The 20,229-nt window shown below is 73.5% G+C and carries 17 protein-coding genes; 10 read left to right on the top strand and 7 right to left on the bottom strand.

What is annotated here, in order from left to right; genetic code table 11:
• Positions 1–23 precede the first annotated feature (23 nt).
• The 6 genes from ACIA8K_RS25750 to ACIA8K_RS25725 all read left to right on the top strand — a co-directional run bounded on the left by ACIA8K_RS25750 (position 24) and on the right by ACIA8K_RS25725 (position 10,024).
• Positions 24–1,103, top strand: a complete 1,080-nt coding sequence (locus tag ACIA8K_RS25750) for a hypothetical protein (protein WP_396063497.1) — start codon at positions 24–26, stop codon at positions 1,101–1,103.
• 57 nt (positions 1,104–1,160) lie between these two features.
• Positions 1,161–3,464: a hypothetical protein gene (locus ACIA8K_RS25745; protein ID WP_396063495.1), complete on the top strand. Its 2,304-nt coding sequence runs from the start codon at positions 1,161–1,163 to the stop codon at positions 3,462–3,464.
• 31 nt (positions 3,465–3,495) lie between these two features.
• Complete coding sequence (locus ACIA8K_RS25740) at positions 3,496–6,732, top strand: AAA family ATPase (protein ID WP_396063493.1); 3,237 nt, start codon at positions 3,496–3,498, stop codon at positions 6,730–6,732.
• A 79-nt stretch (positions 6,733–6,811) separates the two neighbouring features.
• Positions 6,812–7,390, top strand: a complete 579-nt coding sequence (locus ACIA8K_RS25735; RefSeq protein WP_396063491.1) for a sigma-70 family RNA polymerase sigma factor — start codon at positions 6,812–6,814, stop codon at positions 7,388–7,390.
• Positions 7,391–7,447: 57 nt separating this feature from the next.
• Positions 7,448–8,317, top strand: coding sequence for a zf-HC2 domain-containing protein (locus ACIA8K_RS25730; RefSeq protein ID WP_396063489.1), 870 nt, complete (start codon positions 7,448–7,450; stop codon positions 8,315–8,317).
• Between the two features lie 78 nt (positions 8,318–8,395).
• Positions 8,396–10,024 carry a ricin-type beta-trefoil lectin domain protein gene (locus ACIA8K_RS25725; protein WP_396063487.1) on the top strand — a complete coding sequence of 543 codons (1,629 nt, stop codon included), beginning with the start codon at positions 8,396–8,398 and terminating at the stop codon, positions 10,022–10,024.
• 58 nt (positions 10,025–10,082) lie between these two features.
• On the opposite strand, the gene ACIA8K_RS25720 is transcribed toward ACIA8K_RS25725, so the two are convergent.
• Positions 10,083–10,958, bottom strand: coding sequence for a LysR family transcriptional regulator (locus ACIA8K_RS25720; RefSeq protein ID WP_396063485.1), 876 nt, complete (start codon positions 10,956–10,958; stop codon positions 10,083–10,085).
• Between the two features lie 95 nt (positions 10,959–11,053).
• Between ACIA8K_RS25720 and ACIA8K_RS25715 the strand changes: the two genes are divergently transcribed.
• Both ACIA8K_RS25715 and ACIA8K_RS25710 read left to right on the top strand, forming a co-directional pair.
• The gene (locus ACIA8K_RS25715) at positions 11,054–12,214 is read left to right on the top strand and encodes a nuclear transport factor 2 family protein (protein WP_396063483.1); all 1,161 of its coding nucleotides are present in this window, start codon (positions 11,054–11,056) and stop codon (positions 12,212–12,214) included.
• Between the two features lie 12 nt (positions 12,215–12,226).
• Positions 12,227–13,093: a TIGR03620 family F420-dependent LLM class oxidoreductase gene (locus ACIA8K_RS25710; protein WP_396063481.1), complete on the top strand. Its 867-nt coding sequence runs from the start codon at positions 12,227–12,229 to the stop codon at positions 13,091–13,093.
• On the opposite strand, the gene ACIA8K_RS25705 is transcribed toward ACIA8K_RS25710, so the two are convergent.
• The 6 genes from ACIA8K_RS25705 to ACIA8K_RS25680 form a co-directional block, all read right to left on the bottom strand.
• The gene (locus tag ACIA8K_RS25705; RefSeq protein ID WP_396063479.1) at positions 13,094–13,525 is read right to left on the bottom strand and encodes a hypothetical protein; all 432 of its coding nucleotides are present in this window, start codon (positions 13,523–13,525) and stop codon (positions 13,094–13,096) included.
• 9 nt (positions 13,526–13,534) lie between these two features.
• Positions 13,535–14,602 carry a trypsin-like serine peptidase gene (locus tag ACIA8K_RS25700; protein ID WP_396063477.1) on the bottom strand — a complete coding sequence of 356 codons (1,068 nt, stop codon included), beginning with the start codon at positions 14,600–14,602 and terminating at the stop codon, positions 13,535–13,537.
• A gap of 200 nt (positions 14,603–14,802) precedes the next feature.
• On the bottom strand, positions 14,803–15,609 hold the full coding sequence (locus ACIA8K_RS25695) for a helix-turn-helix domain-containing protein (RefSeq protein WP_396063541.1): 807 nt from the start codon (positions 15,607–15,609) through the stop codon (positions 14,803–14,805).
• 23 nt (positions 15,610–15,632) lie between these two features.
• Positions 15,633–16,142: an SRPBCC family protein gene (locus tag ACIA8K_RS25690; RefSeq protein WP_396063475.1), complete on the bottom strand. Its 510-nt coding sequence runs from the start codon at positions 16,140–16,142 to the stop codon at positions 15,633–15,635.
• A 70-nt stretch (positions 16,143–16,212) separates the two neighbouring features.
• Positions 16,213–16,989, bottom strand: a complete 777-nt coding sequence (locus tag ACIA8K_RS25685) for an SAM-dependent methyltransferase (RefSeq protein WP_396063473.1) — start codon at positions 16,987–16,989, stop codon at positions 16,213–16,215.
• 89 nt (positions 16,990–17,078) lie between these two features.
• Complete coding sequence (locus ACIA8K_RS25680) at positions 17,079–18,041, bottom strand: GlxA family transcriptional regulator (protein WP_396063471.1); 963 nt, start codon at positions 18,039–18,041, stop codon at positions 17,079–17,081.
• A gap of 72 nt (positions 18,042–18,113) precedes the next feature.
• Between ACIA8K_RS25680 and ACIA8K_RS25675 the strand changes: the two genes are divergently transcribed.
• Both ACIA8K_RS25675 and ACIA8K_RS25670 read left to right on the top strand, forming a co-directional pair.
• Positions 18,114–19,346, top strand: coding sequence for an MFS transporter (locus tag ACIA8K_RS25675; protein WP_396063469.1), 1,233 nt, complete (start codon positions 18,114–18,116; stop codon positions 19,344–19,346).
• Positions 19,347–19,399: 53 nt separating this feature from the next.
• A complete protein-coding gene (locus ACIA8K_RS25670; RefSeq protein WP_396063467.1) occupies positions 19,400–20,110 on the top strand; it encodes an SDR family oxidoreductase in 711 nt (236 codons plus the stop codon).
• Positions 20,111–20,229 lie beyond the last annotated feature (119 nt).

The following is a 20,229-nucleotide window of genomic DNA, read 5'->3' as shown; positions in this document are numbered from 1 at the left end:
ACCGTGCTCAACGTCGTGGGGACGTGCATGCGACAGCCGATCCCGAGGCGTACCACCGGATGCTTCTGCGCCTGTCCGGGCGGATGCCTGACGATCTGATCAGCGAGACCCGCCGCTGGCTCGCCGCCGGACTGCTCACCGAGGTGGCGCAGGCCGTCACGTTCGCGGCGCTCACCGGCCGCGTCGCGGTCACCGAGGACGACGCCGCCCTGCTCGTGACCGGCGGCGCCGACCCGGACGCGGTCGCCGGGATCGCACGCGCCACTGTGGATGAACCGAGCCCGTTCGGCGCCGCGCCGGTCGGCCCGGACGTGCTCGCCGACCACGGCGACCGGATGCCGCACTGCCTCGACCTGACCGGCGGATATGACGGGCCGGGCGCGGCCGACGACCTCGACCGCACCGCCGTCGCGGCCGTGACCGGCATGCACGCGGTCGGCGACGCCGAGTCCGGGCGGCCGGTGGCGCTCTGGCGTGGCTGGCGGTACCCCGGCATGATCACCGCCTGGCCACCGCCGAAGCGCGTCTTCCTGCTGCTCGCGGGCGGCACCGGCGCCGCGCGGCTCGCGGCCGGCGCACAGTCGGCGCTTGAGGCGGCGGGGGAGCGGCACCCGCAGGTGGAGGTGTTCGCCGACCCGGACGAGCTGCCCCCCTATCAGCGCACGACGTTCGGGATGGCCGCGCTGCTCTGGGCGGCCGAGCCGGCCGTGCCGGTGCGGGTCGCGCCGATCTTCCCCGGCGAGCAGGCGATCGACGGCATCGCGGCGCCCGGCTTCGGCCCCGATCACCCCACGCTCGACGACGGCGAACGCGCCGCGGTGCTGTCCTATCTGGACTCGGGCGCGCCACTCGTGCTGACCACCGAGCGGGCGCCGGACCTGGTGCGGCCCGAGCGCCACGGCGGCGTCCCGATGAGCTTCCGCACCGACGGCGGGTGGATCTGGGCCGACGCGATCGGTTTCTACCTGCGCGAGTACCACCTGGCCCCGGACCCGGGCCTGCTCGCCGCGATCCGCGCGCACGGCCACCGCACGCCGGCCGTCGGGCCGGTCGCGCTCCATCGCGCGCTCACCGCGCTCTACGCGCTTCCGGAACCCCGCTAGAACCACGATCAAAAGCGTCATCACACGGTACGACAGACGCGTTCAGGAGGACTGAGGATGCACCCGCCCGACCCGCACGGTACGCCGGTACCCGGCGCCGGTCCCGCCGCCGGCGTCCGGTGGCGGCACGTGCGGATCCCCGGCGGCCTGACCCTCCTCCCTCCGCACCGCCTCCGCACCGTGGTCTGGCCGGACCGCCCCACCCCGGCACCCGCCGCCCTCCCGGCATCCGCAGCCCTCCCGGAGGCCGCCGCCGCGGAGGACGACGGTGTGGCACGGGTGGGCGCCGAGACCGCCGCCGGGTGGTCCCTGCTGCCGGAGGGCGCGACGCCCGACCTGATCGGCCATGCCCCGGTCCCCGGCGCCTGGGTGGTCGAGATCGGTATCGGCGCCGGTGGCTTCCGGATGCTCGGCCGCCCCGCCGCGCCCGCAGTCGTGGGCCGTGCCATCCGTGGCGCGTTCCCGGCCCGGCTGCGCCGTTCACGGCCGGTGGTGCTGGTCCCGCACGGCCCGCCGCCCACCGGACGGGCAGCCGACCTCGTCTTCGGCGGCACGGCGGCGGCGCTGGGCCTGCCGGTGATCGTGGCGGACGCGCCGGTCTACCGCACCCGTACCGGGCTTCTGCACACCGCCGGCACGTTCCGCCGCTGGTCCGCGCCCGCAGGTGTCGGCGAACCCGCCGTACCGCTGGGGCAGTGCTTTCCGCCGCTCTTGTTCGTGCCTGCTCCAGCCCGGCCCGCTCGGCACGTCACGCGCGCCGCCACGGTCACACGTCCGCACCCCTCGCTCTACACCCCGGGCCCGCCCGCGCCGCCGGAGGCCATCAGTCCGGCGCCCGTCGTGCTCCCACCGGCGCCGGATCCGTCCGCGGACCTGCCGGCTGCCGCTGATGAGCCGTTGCCGGTGGACTCGCCGACCTCGGCCACCTCCACAGACCCGATCCCGATCGTGATGCCGACGGTGTCCGCCGAGCCGATGCCCGCCACGGAACCACAATCACCCGCTGAGGCGACTGCCGAAGCGGCGCTTGCTGCGGAGGCGGCGCTTGCTGCGGAGGCGGCGCTTGCCGTGGACGCGGCGCTTGCCGTGGACGCGGCGCTTGCCCTCGAGCCGGCGCCCGCCGCTGAGCCGATGCCGCCTGCGGAGCCTGGGCGGCTGTCCGACCTCTTTCCGGAACCGGTCGATCTCGGCCTGCTCGCGCTGCTGGCGCCCGAGCGGTGGCGCACGCCGTCCGGGACCTCCGCCCCTACGCCCACGTTCGCCGAGACGCCGCTGCCCCTCGATGCCGCGTCCGAGACGGCGTGGGACGAGGACGACTCACCTGTCACCACGATCGTGCTGCCGGCCGGCGACCGCCTGGCCGTCGAGTTCGGCGCGCCCGGAGCTGACTACCCCGCGGCGTCCGCACCGGAGCCGAGCGTGCACCTGCCGACGCCTCACCTGCCGGGGCCTCACCTGCCGGGGCCTCACCTGCCGGGGCCTCACCTGCCGGGGCCTCACCTGCCGGGGCCTCACCTGCCGGAATGGAGCGCGCCGCCGCCGGTAACCGCCCCCGCCGAGCCGGTACCCCCGCCGAGGCCGCCCGCGGATCAGCCCGTCTGGCTGGACGCCGGCGATTTCGTGCCCGACGACCGGGCCGCGCTGCGCCGGATCCTCAACGGCAGCTACGACCTGCACAGTCGCCTGGTGATCCGGACGCTGTCCGAGGAGCCCGGCCTGCGCGTCGCCGCGATGACCGCCCCCGACCTGCCCGGCGGCCTGATCGCGGTCCGCGCGTACCACGTCTCCGCCCGCGCCACTGTCAACCGCATGCTGCGCGGCGGCGGCCCGGACGGTGACGCGCTGGTCCTGGCCCGGTGTGCCGCCTACGGCCTCCGTCGTCTCCCGACGCTGTTCGGCCCGGTGTTCCGGGCCGCGCCCGCCGCGCCGCCCGCGCCGTTCCACCCCGGCGACATGCTCGTCGAGCCCGGCTTCCTGGATGTGGTCGCGGCTCCGGCATGGACGCCCGAGACCGGCCGGGAGTTCGTCATCTGGTCGGTCGGCGCCCGGCGCCTCGGCGCGCTCGCGCCCGGCGCCGCGGGGGAGGAGGCGGCGCTCTTCCCGCCGGGCACCCACTTCGAGGTGCTTGCCGTGGACCCGGCCGGGGACGGGCCGGAGCGGATCTTCCTGCGCGAGTTGTCAGGCGGCCGGGCCGATTCGGGGGGTCTGCTTGACCGCCTCCGGGAGGCCTCCGCAGTCCCGCGCGCCCCCGGGTCCGGGACGGCGCCGGCCGACTTGCCCGGCCTCGACCCGTCCGGTCGTTCCTACGATCCCCGTCCGGCCCGTCCGGCTGCCGCGCGCACCAGGGGACTGCGCCGATGACGCACATGACACAGACAGGAGAGTGGTCGCGGTGGTGATCAGCACGATGGTGGCGGTCTCGCAGACGGAGCCGGGTTGCCGGCCCACGATCGGCGCCGCGCTCGCCGTCGCACCGCGGGGCGCGACGGTGGTGGTGCAGCCGGGCGTCTATCGCGAGCAGTTGCGGCTCGGCGGCGACGTCACGCTTATCGCGGAGGAGGGCCGGGGCACCGTCACGCTCGACGGCGAGGACGGTGTGGCGCTGTTCGTCGCGGCCGGGGACGTGACGCTGAAGGGCATCGACGTACGCGGCGGCTCGGCGCAGCTCCCGGCCGTGCAGGTGTCCGGCGGCCGGCTGCGGGCCGAACAGTCGACGGTCACCGGCCATGGGATCGTGGCGGTGCACGTGCCCGGCGGCCGCCTGGAGATGTCCGACTGCGTGGTGACCAACCCAGAGGGCGCGGGCCTGCTCGTCGAGCGGGACGGCACCGGCGACGTCGCGGCCAGCACGCTGCGCGACCTCGGCACGACCGGCCTGGTGGTGACCGGCGGCGCCGACCCGCACCTGCGGGACTGCACGATCACCGGCGCACGCGGCGCGGCGGTGCTGGCGACCCGGGGCGGCCGGGGCGTGCTGACCGGCTGCCGGATCCAGGACGCCGGCGGTCCCGGCGTGGTGGTCGAGGACCGCGGCGCGATCCGGCTGGAGACGACAACTGTGGAGCGGACCGGCGACGTGCCGGTACTGGTCACGGACGGCACGCCGGAACTGCGCGACTGCGTGATCTCATCGGCCGGCGGCCCGGCGCTTCTGGTCCGTGGCACGGCGGTCCCCACGCTGCGCGGCGGCAGGCTCACCACCGCGACCGGCCCGGCGCTTGACGTCCACGACACGGCCGCCGGCACCTACACGAACCTGGAGATCGAGGCGGAGACCGGCGTCGCCGTGTTGATCGCCGGCACGTCGACACCCTCGATCACCGGGGGTACGGCCAGAGGCGGCGACGGCGTGATCGTGGCCGACGAGGCCGTGGCCACCATCGACGGGCTCGCCGTCACGCGTGCCCGCACCGGTCTGCTGGCCCGCGACGCCGCCCGTGCCGACCTCGCGGACGTGACGGTGACCGCCCCGGCCGGGCACGGCATCCGGGTGACCGGCGACGCCCGGGTCACCGCCCGGCGCGGCGAGTTGTCCGGCGCGGGCACGGCCGGCGCGTGCGTCGACGGCGGCACGCTGACGCTTGACGGCACCACGGTCCGGGACGGCGCGACAGGCCTGCTCGCCACCGGCGGCACGCTGCGTGCGATCGGCTGCGAGATCACCGGGACCCGGGCGGCGGGTGTGGCCGCGCGCGGCAACGCGGAGCTGGTGCTGGAGCGGTCCCGGATCCGGGGCGCGGGCGGCACCGGCGTCCACTTCGCGGCGGGCACGACCGGGCGGGTCGAGGGTTGTGAGGTGCTCGACAACGCGGGCGACGGCGTGCAGGTGGAGACGTCCCGGCCGGTGAAGATCGCGGAGACGGCCGTGCGCGGCAACGGCGGCGCCCAGCTGCGCGCGCCCGCGGCCCGGGAGGACCCCGCCCCGGGCGACGCCGAGCGCCCCGCCGCGCCGGGGGCCGTCGCACCCGTACCCGCTGATGATGCTTCTGCTCCGTTGCTCGCGCAGTTGGATGCGCTTGTCGGCCTGGAGGGCGTGAAACGGGAGGTGGCGACGCTTGTCGGGCTGCAGCGGATCGGGCTGCGCCGGGCCGCCGCCGGCCTGCCCGCGCCGCCAATGTCGCGGCACATGGTGTTCGCGGGCGCACCCGGTACCGGTAAGACCACTGTCGCTCGGCTCTACGGCCAGATCCTGGCCGCGCTCGGTGTGCTGCCCGGCGGGAAGATGGTCGAGGTGTCCCGCGCGGATCTGGTCGCGGAGCACGTCGGTGGCACTGCGGTGAAGACCACGGAGCGGTTCGCGGAGGCGATCGGCGGCGTGCTGTTCATCGACGAGGCCTACACGCTGTCGCCGGTCGAGGGCGGCTCCGGTCACGACTTCGGCCGGGAGGCGGTGGACACACTCGTCAAGCTGATGGAGGACCACCGGGACGAGGTGGTGGTGATCGTCGCCGGCTACTCCGCGCAGATGCGGGCGTTCCTGGACGCGAACCCCGGCCTGCAGTCCCGGTTCGCGAAGACCGTCGAGTTCGAGAGCTACTCCACGGCCGACCTGGTGTCCATCGTGGAACGTCTGTGCAGCGACCATCACTACTCGCTCGAGTACGACACCCGGGCCGCGCTCGCCGGTCTGTTCGAGAAGATGCCGCGGACCGGCTCGTTCGGCAACGCGCGGGTGGCCCGGCAGGTCTTCGAGGAGATGATCAGCCGGCAGGCGCTGCGGCTGTCCACCTCCGGCGCGCCGTCCGGGGTGGAGCTGGCCCAGCTGCTCCCCGCCGACCTGGGCGAGGCGGTCCGTACCGCGGACGGCGAGCCGCGCGGCGCCGAGCTGGACAAGCTGGTCGGCCAACTGCAGACGATGATCGGCCTGGACGGCGTGAAGCGCGAGGTCAGCGAGCTGATCGACCTGCTGGCCACGGTCCGGGCCAGGGTCCGTGCCGGCCTGCCGGTGCCGTCGATCGGACGGCATCTGGTCTTCTCCGGCCCGCCCGGCACCGGCAAGACCACTGTCGCCCGGCTCTACGGCAAGCTGCTCACCGCGCTCGGCGTGCTGCGGAGTGGGCAGCTGGTCGAGGCCGCGCGCGCGGACCTGGTCGGCGAGTACGTCGGCCACACCGCCCAGCGCACCCGGGAGACGTTCGAGCGGGCCCGCGGCGGCGTGCTGTTCATCGACGAGGCCTACACGCTGGCGCCGCCGGACGCGCGCAACGACTTCGGCCGCGAGGCGATCGACACGCTCGTCAAGCTGATGGAGGACCACCGGGACGAGGTGGTGGTGATCGTCGCCGGGTACGAGGCCGAGATCGAGGACTTCCTTGCGGCGAACGCGGGCCTGGCCTCACGCTTCTCCCGGCGGATCCACTTCGATTCGTACACGCCGGACGAGCTCGTGGCGATCTTCGAGGGGCTGGCCCGCTCCGGCGGCTACGACTGCCCCGGCGACACGCTCGTCGCGTTGCGCCGCCACTTCGAGCACGTGCCGCGTGGCAGGACGTTCGGTAACGGACGGTACGCACGCCAGGTGCTCGACGAGACGGTTACCCGACAGGCCGGCCGGTTGCGCGCGCTGTCCGCCCCGACCGTCGCCGACCTGCGCACACTCCGCGTCGAGGACGTGGCGGTCCATGGGTAGTGCCGTACTGTGCGCCACCTCACCATCCTTTACGGACACGCAGCTCCCGTATGCTCTCCTGGACCTGGGGAGGCATGCGGTGGCAAGCGTGGTGGAGGGCTCCGAGCCCGAGCGGGCCGACCCGGCACCCGGCGGCGTGGACGTCGCGCCGGTTGATCGAGATGCGTTGATGCGTGACCTGCACGAGGAGCACACCGACCCGTTGCTGCGGTTCCTCACCAAGCTCACGCGCGGTGAGCGACATCTCGCCGAAGACCTGTTGCAGGAGACCATGCTCCGCGCCTGGCGGAACATCGGCGATCTGGACACCGACCGGGAGACGCAGCGCCGCTGGCTGTTCACCGTGGCCCGGCGGGTCGCCATCGACGCGGCCCGCGCCCGGCAGGTCCGCCCGGCCGAGGTCGGCGCGCTCGACCTGACACGCATGCCCGCCGACGGTGACGCGGCCGAGACGGTGGTGGCGACGCACACGATCCGGACCGCGCTGCCGAAACTGAGCGCGGAGCACCGCACTGTGGTTGTCGCGCTCTACTTCCGCGGGCTCTCCGCGCCGGAGCTGGCCGGGGCGCTCGGCATCCCGGAAGGTACCGTGAAGTCGCGTGCCCATTACGCGCTGCGTGCCCTGCGCGCGATCGTCGGCCCGACGGACGGTGCCTGATGGCCGTGCTGAGCGCGACGACCTGCCCGAGCCTCGACGACCGGATCCGACGGACCCATGACTGATCTACATCCTCAGCTGCGGGACTGCGGCCCGTACCTGCTGGGCGAGCTCGACGAGACGGCCGACGCCGCATTCGAGCGGCACCTGGCCCGCTGCCCGGCGTGCATGGACGAGTGCGATCGGCTCGGGCCGCTGGTGTCCGGGATGGCCGAGATGTTCACCGCCGGCGACCTGGACGACCTGATCGCCGCGGAGGCCGAGGCGACGCCCGCCCTGGCCCCGCTCCTGCTCCCGGCAGCGCCGCCGGCACCGGCACCATCACCATCACCATCACCGGAACCGAAGTCGGCGCCCGCACCGGAACCGAAGGCCGCACCGGAACCGAAGGCCGCGCCGGAACCGAAGGCCGCACCCACGCCGGTCGCGCCGGTCGCGCCGGGGAGGGACCGGAGCCGTCCCGCCACCGGGCGCCCGCCGGGACGGCCGCGTGCCTCCCGCCGGCGCACCGCGGTCACCGCCGGGATCCTCGCGGTCCTGGGTGTGGTCGCGGTCGGCCTGTTCCTGGGCCTGCGCCCGTCCGGGCCCGGTGGCCTGCCGGTCACCGTCGACCCGGTCGCCGGCGTCACTGCCGAGGGCGTCGGCGTGACCGCCCGGCTCTCCGTCTCAGTCGTCGGCGACGGCGACCGCTCCACGATCGTCGCCACCGTGACCGGTCTGGAGCAGGGCGAGGACTACCAGCTCTACGCCGTGACGGCGAAGCCGGAGAACCTGCTTGTCGCGGAGTGGACGGCCGGGGCCGCCCCACGGGACGTGACCGGGACCGCCGACGTACCCATGGAGCGGTTGGCCTTCTTCGCCGTGACCCTCGCGGACGGGACGCCTGTCGTCTCCGCCCGGATCCCGCGCCCGGCCGCCACCGGCTGATCGGTTCGGTGGTGAACTCCGCGACCGATCCGGCCGTCGTGGGGTGCGTATGACGTGTCCGTCTGAGGAGGCACCCCCGTGTCCATCGTGATCGCTTCCGTCCGGGAGGCGCTGCGCCGGCGTCCCGTTCGCCGAGGGCTGGCCGCCGCCGCCGTGCTCGGCCTGGTCGTGGCCGGCGGTGTGACCGGCTCGATCTCCGGCACGGCGACCGCGCAGTCCGCCAAGCAGGGCGTGGCGGTCCCGGCCGGGCAGGTGCCGATGATCGCGCAGGCCGCACTCGCCTGCCCGTCGCTTACCCCGGCCCGGCTGGCCGGACAGCTGATGGCCGCGTCCCGGTTCGAGGTCAACGCGATCAACGACCGGGGCGGATCGGGCCTGGCCGGGCTCTCCGAGGCCGCCTGGGGCCAGTGGGCGCCGTGGCCGGAGGCGAAGCGGCTTGATCCGGAGGCCAACGTGTTCGCGCTGGCCCACCACATGTGCGACCTGGTCGGGCAGATCCGGCATGCGGACATCGGCGGCAGCCTGTGGGAGTTGGCGCTCGGTTCGTACCACTCCGGGTTCGAAGCGGTCCGGCGCGACTCGGCGGTCCCGGCCGAGGCTGCCGCCTACGTGACCGAGGTGGCCGCGTACGCCGCCTGGTACGCCGACCGTGCCGGCCTCGAGGCGCCCGCCCCGGAGGCGTCGTCGTCGGAGGCCGCGTCCGCGCCCGATCCGGAGACGCCCCCGGCCCCGGTGCCCGATGCGTACGTGCAGCTTGTCGTCTCCGCGGGTGCCGCCTGCCCAGCCGTGTCCGCGCCGAAGATCGCCGCCCAGCTGATGGCCGCGTCCGCGTTCAACCCAAACCTGCTCGGCCCGTCCGGCGGCGAGGGCATCGCCCAGTTCCTCCCGGCGGTCTGGGCCCGCTACGGCCAGGCCGGCGCCTCGCCGTGGGACCCGTCCGCAGCGATCCCCACGCTCGGCCGCACCATGTGCGCGCTCACCGCCGAGCTGGCAGGTCTCGCCCCCGACCCGTACCCGGTGGCGCTTGCCGCGTTCCAGTGGGGACCGACCGCCGTGCAGGAGGCCGCCGGCGTGCCGAACTCGCCGGCAGTTAAGGAGTTCGCCTCCCGGGTGCTCGCCTACACCGCCTACTACGCCACGGACCCGCGCCTCGGCGCCGTCGCCGCACCGCCGCCACCGGCAGCCCCCGCGCCGCCGTCCGCGTCGCCGACCCGGTCCACGACGGCCACCGCCCCGCCCGCGCCACCGGCCGCCGCGACGAGCACGCCGGCGACAGTGAAGACCACGACGGCGACGAAGACGACCGCTGCCGCTCCGCCACCCGCGACCGTCACGAGCTACCAGATCGACGGATACGCGGACAAGTGCATCGACGCCCCGGCCGCGAAGGACGGCACGAAGCTGCAGCTCTGGACGTGCACCGGCGGCGCCGACCAGAAGTTCACCTTCCCCGGCGACGGCACCATCCGGCACCAGGGCCTCTGCATCGACCTGGCCCTGGCGTCCTCCGACAACGGCACCGCCATCCAGCTCGCCAAGTGCAACGGCGGCTGGGCCCAGCGATTCAAGGTCAACGAGTCGCATGACCTGGTCAACACCGCTATCGGCAAGTGCGTCGACGTCGCCGACTGGGACGACTCCAACGGCGCCCGCCTCCAGCTCTGGGAATGCAACGGCGAGACCAACCAGAAGTGGTGGCGCACCTGACGTCTCCGGTGCGGCCCTCGTCACCGAGCAGGGTGGCGGGGGCCGGCCGCGACAAGTGTCACCACGCCGCGGCGAGCCGATCGATAAGGGGCGCGGCAGACGGGTGCGGGTCGCGACGCGGGGTGATCGTGTAGACGCCCCGGGTCGGCGGGTCCACCAGGGGCACGGTGGTGACGTCGGCCCGCAGCGCGGTCCGCAGCACGCCGGGCACGAGCGCGACGGCGTGGCCGGTCGCGACCAGGGCGATCTTCCCGGGCAGGTCGGCCGCGGCGAGATCGATGTGGACTGTGACGCCGGCCCGGGTGGCGTGCTGTCGCAGCAGCGCGGCCGATCCGTCGTTGTCCTCGGCCCAGGTCTGCCCGGCCAGCTGCCGGATGCCCACCGGGCCGGGACCTGCCAGCGGGTGGCCCGCGGGCAGCACGACCACCATCTCGTCGGTTCCCAGGAACCGCCTGTCGAGGCGCGGGTCGTCGCGCAGGCCGGGCGGCGCGTCGGTGACGACGGCGATGTCCAGGCGGCCGGCGAGCACCCGGTCGTGCAGGTCCGGGCTCAGTCCGGGGGACAGGCTCCAGCGGAGCGGGCCGGCGTCGAGCAGCCCGCGGATCGCCGCGGGCACGATCCCGGCGGCCAGGGAGGGGGTCGCGCCGACGGTAAGCGGCCGGCCTGGTGTCCCGTCCCGCAGGTCCTGGACCGCGCGAACGGCACGGTCGGCCTCGTTGAGCGCGGCCAGGGCGTGGTGCCGGAACACCTCGCCCGCGGGTGTCGGGTGCACGCCGCGCGCGTGCCGCTCGATCAGCGGCACGCCGAGCCGGTGCTCCAGCCCGGCGATCTGCCGGGAGACGGCCGACTGCGAGTGACGTAGTTCGACGGCCGCCGCCGACAGCGACCCCAGCCGGCACACGGTCACGAACGTCTGCCACGCGGTCAGATCCATCCGGCAAGTATGGCGAGCCGGTATGCGTGTGCCGCATGGCCGCCCTGCGACATCTGCGCTTGTCGCAACCGTCGCGGTGCACAAGGCTTGCCGTCATGACCACGCCACGTACGATCGCGGTCCTCGGCCTGGGCCGGATGGGCGCCGCGATCGCGACCCGACTCGCCGACCACGGATGGGCCGTCACCGGCTGGACCCGCTCCGGGCGTACGACAGCCGCGGTCGAGCCCGCCGACGACCCGAACGACGCGGTGGCAGAGGCCGACCTGGTGATCCTGGCGTTGTTCGACGGCCCCGCCTGCCTGCGGGTCGTCGAGCAGGTCCGCGAGTCGCTGCGGGCGGACACTGTGGTGCTGAACGTCAGCACCATCGCCCCGGCGGAAGCGTCCCACCTGGCACAGTGGCTGGGCCCGTCCTACGTGCACGCACCAGTGCTCGGGTCGGTCCCGGCCGCCACCGGCGGCACCCTGAAGATCCTCACGGCCGCCTGCGACGGCGCGTTCGACTCGGCCCGCCCGGTCCTCGACGCGCTCGGCACCGTGCACCGGGTGGACGACGCCGCCACCGCCGCGGCGCTCAAGCTGGTCGCCAACAGCAGCCTCACCGGCGCGGTCCTGGCACTGCGCGACTCGCTGCGGCAGGCCGACGCCTTGCGCCTGCCCCGCGACCAGGTGCTTGACGTTCTCGCCCTCGGCCAGCTCGGCGGGCTGGTGGCCCGGAAACGGCAGTTCCTCACCGACCGGCCGGACGCTGTCACGCCACCCGCGGAGTTCACGATCGGCGCGCTCGACAAGGACATGGCGCTGCTGGCGGCCGCGTCGCAGACCCCGTTGCGCAGCGCGGCCGGTCTGACCGGCGAGGCCGACCCGGAGGCGGACATCGCGGTCGCCGCCACGGTCCCCGCCGAGGGTGACGCCGTTCTCGCGCCGCTTCACGCCTACGTGCGCGGGCACGCCACCGGCGAGCCCGGCCACTTCCGGGACGCGTTCCTGCCGACCGCCCACATCGAGGGCATCCGGGACGGAGCCGTGGTCTCCTGGCGCCTGGACGAGTACTGCGCGCTCTTCACCGGACGGCCGGCCGCTGACGAACCCGCCCGGTCGCGTCGCATCGACGCTCTCGACGTGCACGGCACCGCGGCCACCGCGACCATGACGCTGTGGCACGGCGTGGACACCTTCACCGACGTCTTCCTGCTGATCAAAGTCGACGGCGTGTGGCGGATCGCGAACAAGGCGTACCACAGGCGCTCCTGAGATGATGGGGTCATGGCTCACCGACTCGTCAGCGTCTGGCAACCGTTCTTCCTCGGCAGTGACAGTCGCGGCGCCGCCGTCGACGCCGCACGCGAACTGGAGGAGCTCGGGTACTCCCGGATCTGGTTCTCCGGCGGCTTCGGGGAGAACGTCCATCCACGCTTCAGGGAGATTCTGGACGGCACCACGCGCATCGGGGTGGCATCGGGCATCGTGAGCATCTGGCACTCGTCGCCGGCCGAGGTGGCGGCGTTCGCCCAGGACGCGGAGCGGGCGCACCCCGGCCGGTTCCTGCTCGGACTCGGGGCCAGCCACGCGGTGATGGTGGACGGTGACGGCACCGGCTACCGCCGGCCGTACTCGAAGATGGTGGCGTACCTCGACGGGCTCGACGCGGCCGGGGTTCCCGCCGGGCGGCGTGTCCTGGCCGCGCTCGGGCCGCGCATGCTTGAGCTTTCCCGGGACCGGGCGACAGGTGCGCATCCGTACTTCACCCCGGCCGAGCACACCGCCGAGGCCCGGACGGCGCTCGGACCGGACCGGCTGCTCGCTCCCGAGGTCGCTGTGGTCCTTGAGGCGGACCCCGCCGCCGCCCGCGCCGTCGCCCGGCAGTACACGGCCGGATACCTCTCGCTTCCGAACTACACGAACAACCTGCGGCGTTTCGGCTGGACCGACGAGGACCTCGCCGGCGGCGGCAGCGACCGCCTGGTCGACGAGCTGATCCCCTGGGGTACGCCCGAGCAGGTCGCGGCCGGACTCGAGAAGCATTTCCGGGCCGGTGCCGACGAGGTCGCGATCCAGGTGCTCAACGGCGGCGACGCCACGGCCTTCCCCGCCGGTGCGTTCCGGGAGCTCGCCGCGGTCCTGCTGGCCTGATCAGGGCAGGGGCTCGACCGTGCGGGTGCCGAGCGGGGCGGAGAGCGGGACCAGGACGACCGACTCCTCGGCGATCGCGGGGCACTCCTGCCCGGCGACGTCGGGGAGCACGCCCACGTGGATGCGCAATTGCACGGCCGTCGGCGTCTCGGTGAGGTCGGCGGTGGCGCCGTAGCAGTCGGGCGAGCCGGCGGTGACTGTGACCTCGATGGTGCGGTCGTCGACGGCGCGCCAGGACCGCCACGGTACGACCTGCGGGCCGACAAGATCGCTGCGGACCTGGAGCGTGCCGGGGCCTGTCGCGCCGGTGCCGGCGGGGGTGGCTGTGGTGCCGTCACCGGACCCGGCGGACGGTGAGCCGCAGGCGGAGAGCGAGACGACCGCCCCGGCCAGCAGCAGGGCTACCAGTCGAGACGGCCGTCGCGTCAGCATCGGCTCAGATTACCAGTCGTTGTTCGCGGCGTTGGTGCCGTCGTTGACCGCGGTGTCGAAGTACGGCCCCCGGTTGACGCCCGCGGTGTCCACGGTCGACATGACGGAGCGGACGTACCCGAGGCCGCTGTTGTTGTCGTAGTTCCAGAGCCACGGGCCGCCCGAGGAGCCCGGCCCGAAGTCGCAGGAGATCTTCGAGCGGTCGTCCGAGCTGCTGCTGTCGACGGCGGTGCCCCAGCAGGCCCACATCCGGTCGCCGTTGTCCTTGTTGCTCGGGTAGCCGAAGACCGACACGTCGAACTCGGTGCCGCCGTTGTAGGCCATCCCGTGCCCGCCGACCGTGTTGACGACCGTGTCGTTCCAGTCGCCGCCGGCGTACGTGGTGACCCAGCCGACGTCCCGGTTACGGTTGCTGTTGTTGATCCACTCATTGAAGGACCGCAGCCAGTACGCCTGGAAGCGGCCCACCGGGTCGTGGTCGGAGTTGAACGCGTTGTACTTCGGCACGAAGACCACGTTGCTCTTCCAGGTGCCGCCCTGTCCGCTGTGGACACAGTGGCCGGCAGTGATCAGCACCCGGCCGGACGGCGTGTTGACCGCCGACGCCGAGCACCAGGAACCGCTTTCGTAGCCGTTGAAGAACAGCTTGCCGTTGGTGATCGACCAGTTCGTGACCGGCGGCGGTGCGGCCGCGGCCATGCCCGTCACGTGCTTCGCCGCCACCGGTGCGGTGGCGACCGCGGGTGTCTTCGCGGCGACCGCGCGGGCGGTGTTCGCCACCCAGACCGCGTCGCCGGGCACGTCAAGCGGCTTCGCCGCCGCCATCCGCTCGGCCGTCCAGTATGCGAGCACCGCGGGGTCGCCGCCGGTGCGCTCGAACGACCTGATGTCCGCGGCCGTGTAGGTCCGGACGGTCTTGTCGCCCGGCAGTTGGACCGGCGCCATCGCGCCGCTGCTGCTGAGGTCGGATCCGACGGCTGGCGCGGCTGCCTGGGCCGGTCCGGCCGTGGTTCCGGTGAGGAAGAGGACGGCCGCGGCCGCGGCGACGCCCAGACGCGTTGTACCGGACAAAATCATGTGCTGACTCCCCATGTCGAGCGACGTTCCGGTCTCCGCACGGCATTGCACTCTCGGGCCCGTGCGTATCGTCGTGGACCGATTTCCCGGTGTCAACGTGGTGTAGCCGCCCGGCTACCGTCGGCGGTGGGGTGGCACGCGGCAGACCAGGCCCGCTGCGTCGTCGGTCAGATAGGGGACACCCGGGTGCGCCGAAGCCGTTACCGGGGTGAGGCCGGCCGGTCCGCGAGCGTCTGGAGTTTCGCCGCGTCGGGGCTGCCCGGCTCCGCGGTGTAGGAGACGATGCGCAAATCGGCACCGGGGACGGTGAGGACGTCGCAGTCCAGGGTGAGATCGCCGGCCGCGGGGTGCCGGAACGTCTTCACGTCACTCGCCATGGCCGACGCGCCGACCCGGCCCCAGAGACCCTCGAACACCGCGGAGGTACGGCGCAGCCCGGCCACCAGCGCGGCCAGGCCCGCGTCCGCGGGGTAGCGGTCCGACGCCTGCCTCAGGTCGGCGACGAGGTCCGCCTCGAACGCCGCGCGGCCCTCGGTGGACCACGACGGAAGGCGGAACGCGCCGGCGGTGACGGAGCCGAACAGCACGGACGCCAGGTTGCGCGCCTCGGCCGGGAACGCGGCCGGATCGCCGTGCAGGGCCACCCACATCGGGTTCCAGTGCAGCAGCGTCCAGTCCGCGCTGAAGACGCCCATCGGCACGTCGATGAGCCGTGCGGTCACCCGCCGGATGCCGGGCGGCAGGTGGGTGCCGACGGTGGCGTCCTGCGGGGGCAGCAGTCCCGCCGCGCGGTAGAGCCGGTCGCGTTCTCCGGGGGTGAGTGCCAGGGCCCGGGCGAGGGCCGCGACCACGTGCGCGGAGGGGTTCGTGGCGCGGCCCTGCTCGAGGCGCAGCAGGTATTCGAGCGAGATTCCGGCGCGCGCGGCGAGTTCGCCGCGGCGTAGGCCGGGGGCGCGGCGGAGAGCGGATCGGGGGCCGGAGTCGGCGCGGTCACGCCAGCCGCGCAGCAGGACGCCGAAGGTGGGTGGGTTCAGCGGTCCGGCACCTCCTCCACGACTGTGATCATCCTATCCAGTGCGGCCTGCATGTAGCGGGCCCACAGCGGCGTGAACGGCCCGGCGATGATCCACCGCCGGCCGGGCAGCGGCTTGAACTCGTAGGTCCAGCGGATCATCGTGCCGGTGCCGTCCGGCAGGAACGACCACTCCCCGCGTACGCCTGACGCCAGCCGGGCCAGCACGTTTGTGAACCCGGTCAGCTGGTACGCGAAGCCGTGGCCGTCCGTGTACTCGGTAAGCGTCTCGACGGCCTCGGAGCCGTCGGTGAAGCGTGGGCGCCGGGAGACGCCGGCCCGGTCCCAGGCCGCGGTCTGCCCCTCGACGCCCGCGATGCCGGGGAACGGACCCCAGGGCCGGAACACCGCGGACAGGTCGATCGGCACGATGACGCGGAAGGCAGTGCCGGGTGTCGCGGAGGTGCGCGCGAAGACGGTGATCGGCACCGTGCGGTCACCCCGGCGAATCAGAAGTTGATCACTCACGGTGGCAGTATCCGGCCGCGAACCGCCACCGGGGAGTACCCCGCCGGTACATACCCTCATCCGGGGGGTCCTACGGTTTGCGGCCCACCGCGCAGTACACGTCGAGGAGCTCCGGTTCCGATCCGGGCCGGGGCCGCCACTGGGAGGTGGGCACCACACCGGGCTCGACCAGGTCCAGCCCCTGGAAGTAGCCGCCGATCTCCTCCGGGGTACGCAGGTTGTACGGGTGGCCGCTGCGGTTGGCGATCCGCTGGCTCTCGATGCTCTGCGCGCTCGTGCTCGTGCCGTCGCTGACCACGAGGTAGCTGCCCGGCGGCACGGCCGCCAGCAGCCGCTCGACGATCGCACGCGCCTCGGCGTAGTCGGCGACATTGCCCAGGATGCCGATCATGGTGAGGGCGACGGGCTTGCTGAAGTCGAGCGTGTGGGCGGCCTCGGCCAGAATCCGCTCCGGATCCTGCACGGGGGAGTCGACGTACGCGGTGGCGCCCTCCGGGGAACTGGTCAGCAGCGCGCGGGCGTGGGCCAGCACGAGCGGATCGTTGTCGACGTACACGATCCGCGAGTCGGGAGCCACCCGTTGCGCGACCTCGTGGGTGTTGTCCGCGGTCGGGAGGCCGGTGCCGATGTCGAGGAACTGCCGGATGCCCACCTCGCCGGCGAGGAGCGTGACCGCCTGGATGAGAAATTCCCGCTGGGTGCGGGCGATGGCCGCGATCCCCGGGTTCGCCGCGCGCAGTGCCTCACCCAGCTCCCGGTCGACGGCGAAGTTGTCCTTACCGCCGAGCAGGTGGTTCCACACCCGTGCGCTGCTCGGCCGGGTGGTGTCGATCTCGGGATCGGTCATCAGGAATCCACTTCGGTGAGGCGCCTGTGAGGATATGGATCCTAGGCAATGGGGCGCCGCACCCGTGACCCCGGGGGAGCGCGCGGCCGTCATGCCACGCGCGAGTGCGCCGCCCGGCGGAACGAGTCGCGGTAGGCGGCCGGGGTGGTGCCGAGGGCGGCCCGGAACCGGCGACGGAGGTTGACCGCGGAGGACAGGCCGACGCGGGCGGCGATCGCGCCGACCGGCAGATCGGTCTCCTCGAGCAGCGCACGGGTGCTTGCGATCCGGCGGTCGAGCAGCCAGCGGCCGGGGGAGACGCCGAGCTGGTCGGTGAAGTGCCGGGTGAGCGTGCGCGGGGAGAGACCGGCGTGCGCGGCCATGTCCTCGATCGTCAGCGGCCGGCACAGGTGTGCGGTGATCCAGTCGAGCAGCGGCGCAAGCGAGTCGGGCATCGGGCCGGTGGTCGGCAGCCGCGGGAACTGACGCTGGCTGCCCTCACGCTGCGGCGACGCGGACAGCTGCCGGCCGATCCGCATCGCCAGGGCCGCGCCGTGCTCGCGGCGCACCTGATGCAGGCACAGGTCGACGGTGGTCGCCGACGCGCCGGCCGTGGCCACGTCCCCGTGATCGACGAAGAGCACCGACGCGTCCGCGCGGACCAGCGGGAACCGGGCGGCCAGCTCGGCGGTCATCTCCCAGTGCACGGCCGCGGCCCGGCCGTCGAGCAGACCCAGACTCGCCGGTACGTAGACGCCCGAGCAGATCGCGACGATGCGCGCCCCACGGCGATGCGCGGCAAGGACGGCGGCCCCGATCTCGGCGGGGACGTCCGGGCCGGCGTGCCAGCCGGAGATCAGCACGGTGTCCGCCCCGGCCAGCGCCTCCAGCCCGTGGTCGACGATCACGTCCACCCCCATTGTGGTACGGACCGGGCCCGGCCGTACCGCGCAGAGCGTGAAGTCGTAGTGCGCGGGTATGTCCGGCCCGTGGTCGCCGAAGACGGCGGAGGCGCTCGTCACCCGGTACATCTCAAGCGGCGGGTCGACGAGCGCGACGACGCGGTGCCTCATGGCGTGAATGTACCCATCGTCGTCCTGCCCAGCGCCTGTGGGCGGCCCGCCGCATGCGCAGAATTGATCACCATGCGCACCGCACTTCTCGTCGCCACGCCGGACCGGCTGTGGACCAGGAACTTCACGCTGTACTTCGGCGCCCGTGCCGTCTCCCTGCTCGGGGACGCGATGCTGCCGGTCGTGACCGCGCTCGCGGTCGGCGCGATCCACGGCGTGTCCGGGGTCGGCTCGGTGCTTGCCGTCTGGACCGCGCCGTTCGTGCTCTTCGTGCTCTTCGGCGGCGTCTTCGCCGACCGGGTGGGCGCCAGGACCATGATGGTCGGCGCGGACGCGGTCCGGCTGGGCACCCAGTCCGTGGTCGCGGTCGCGTTCTTCACCGGCACACCGCCGCTCTGGCTGCTGCTCGCCACGTCGTTCCTGGCCGGGGCGGCCGCCGCGATGTTCCAGCCCGGCGTGAACGGCCTGGTGCCGCTGGTCGCCGAGGACCCGCAGCGGGCCAACGGCACCCTGAAGATCGCCGACGCGGCCACCCAGGTCGGCGGCCCGGTCCTGGCCGGCGTGCTGATGGTGCTGGCCGGCGCGGGCACTGTCTACGCGGTCGACGCGGCCACGTTCCTGCTCAGCGGGCTCTGCCTGGTGTTTTTGCGCCTTCCCGGGCGTACCCCCGTGGCAGGGCCTTTGTCGGTGTGGGGTGATCTGCGTCGTGGCTGGTCGGAGTTCCGGTCCCGCGCCTGGATGTGGTCGGTCATCCTGATCTGGGTCTTCTTCGGCATGCTGGTCTTCGGGCCGTACGTGCCGCTGGGCTCCCGGCTGATCGGTGAGCGCCTCGGTGACGTCGCGTTCGCCTGGGTGATGGCCGGGCTCGGCGCCGGCACCGTGCTCGGCGGCCTGATCGCGATCCGGCTGCGGCCGGCGCGCCCGCTCGTCGCCGGTGGGATCGCCATGTCCGGGTTCGCGTGCATCCCGCTGTCCGTGGCGCTTGAACTGCCGTTGCCGCTGCTGATGGCCGGCCACCTGGTCGGCGGCATGGCGTGGGCGTTCTGGTCGGTGATGTGGTCGACAAGCGTGCAGACCCAGGTCGCGCCGGACGTGCTCAACCGGGTCACCGCCTACGAGGTGGCCGGCTCGGTCTCCGGGGTGGCGGTCGGGCAGGCGCTCGCCGGCCCGGTCGCCGAGATCGTCGACCCGCGCGAACTGCTGCTGCTCTCCGGCGCGGTAAGCGTCGCGGTCTGTGCCGCGCTGCTGCTCACCCCGGCGGTGCGCGGCCTGCGGCGGGCCCCGCTGCGGGGATCGGCGGAGTGACCCACCTCGCAGTACTTGCCCCTCACGTCAACGTCAGGTCTTACCGTGGCGGTATGCAGATCAACGGTACAAAAGCACTCGTAACCGGCGCGAACCGCGGCCTCGGCAAGGCCTTCGCGGAGGCTCTCGTCGCCCGCGGCGCCACCACCGTCTACGCGACCGCGCGCCGCCCCGAACTCATCGACATCCCCGGCGTCATCCCGCTCCGGCTGGACCTCACCGACCAGGCGTCGATCGAGGCCGCGGCCGCCGAGGTGGGCGACCTGGACATCCTGATCAACAACGCCGGCATCTCCACGCAGGCGCCGCTGCTCGGCCCGTCCACCGACAACATCCACCGCGAGTTCGAGACCAACTTCTGGGGCACGCTTCACGTCACCCGCGCGTTCGCACCCCGGCTCGCCGGCGGCGCCATCCTCAATGTGATCTCGGCGCTGAGCTGGTACGCCTTCGCGCCCTCAAGCAACGGCTACGCCGCCTCCAAGGCCGCGGAGTGGTCGCTCACCAACGGCATCCGGCTGGAGCTGGCCGACCAGAAGACCCAGGTCACCGCGCTTGCGCTGGCGATCGCCGACACCGACATGATGGCCGCCGTCGACATTGCCAAACTCCCGCCGCACGAGGTGGTGGCCAAGGCCCTGGACGGCCTGGAGGCGGGCGCGCTCGAGGTGATCGCGGACGCTCCCACCGCAAACGTCAAGGCCTCCCTCTCCCGGGACCCCGCCCTCTTCTACGCGGACATCCCCGCCGCTCTCTTCAGCTGACGCCTCCGGCCGGTGTCGTGATCCGTTCCCGGGCTCGCGACACCGGAGGCCGAGGTCCGGTGTGCGGTGCGCGCCAGGGTCTGCGTACCGTCGGCCGGGGCTGAGGAGAAGGAGACTGT

Source organism: Catenuloplanes sp. NPDC051500 (genome assembly GCF_044454585.1).
Lineage (GTDB): Bacteria > Actinomycetota > Actinomycetes > Mycobacteriales > Micromonosporaceae > Catenuloplanes.
This window is presented reverse-complemented; position numbering and strand designations above follow the sequence as displayed.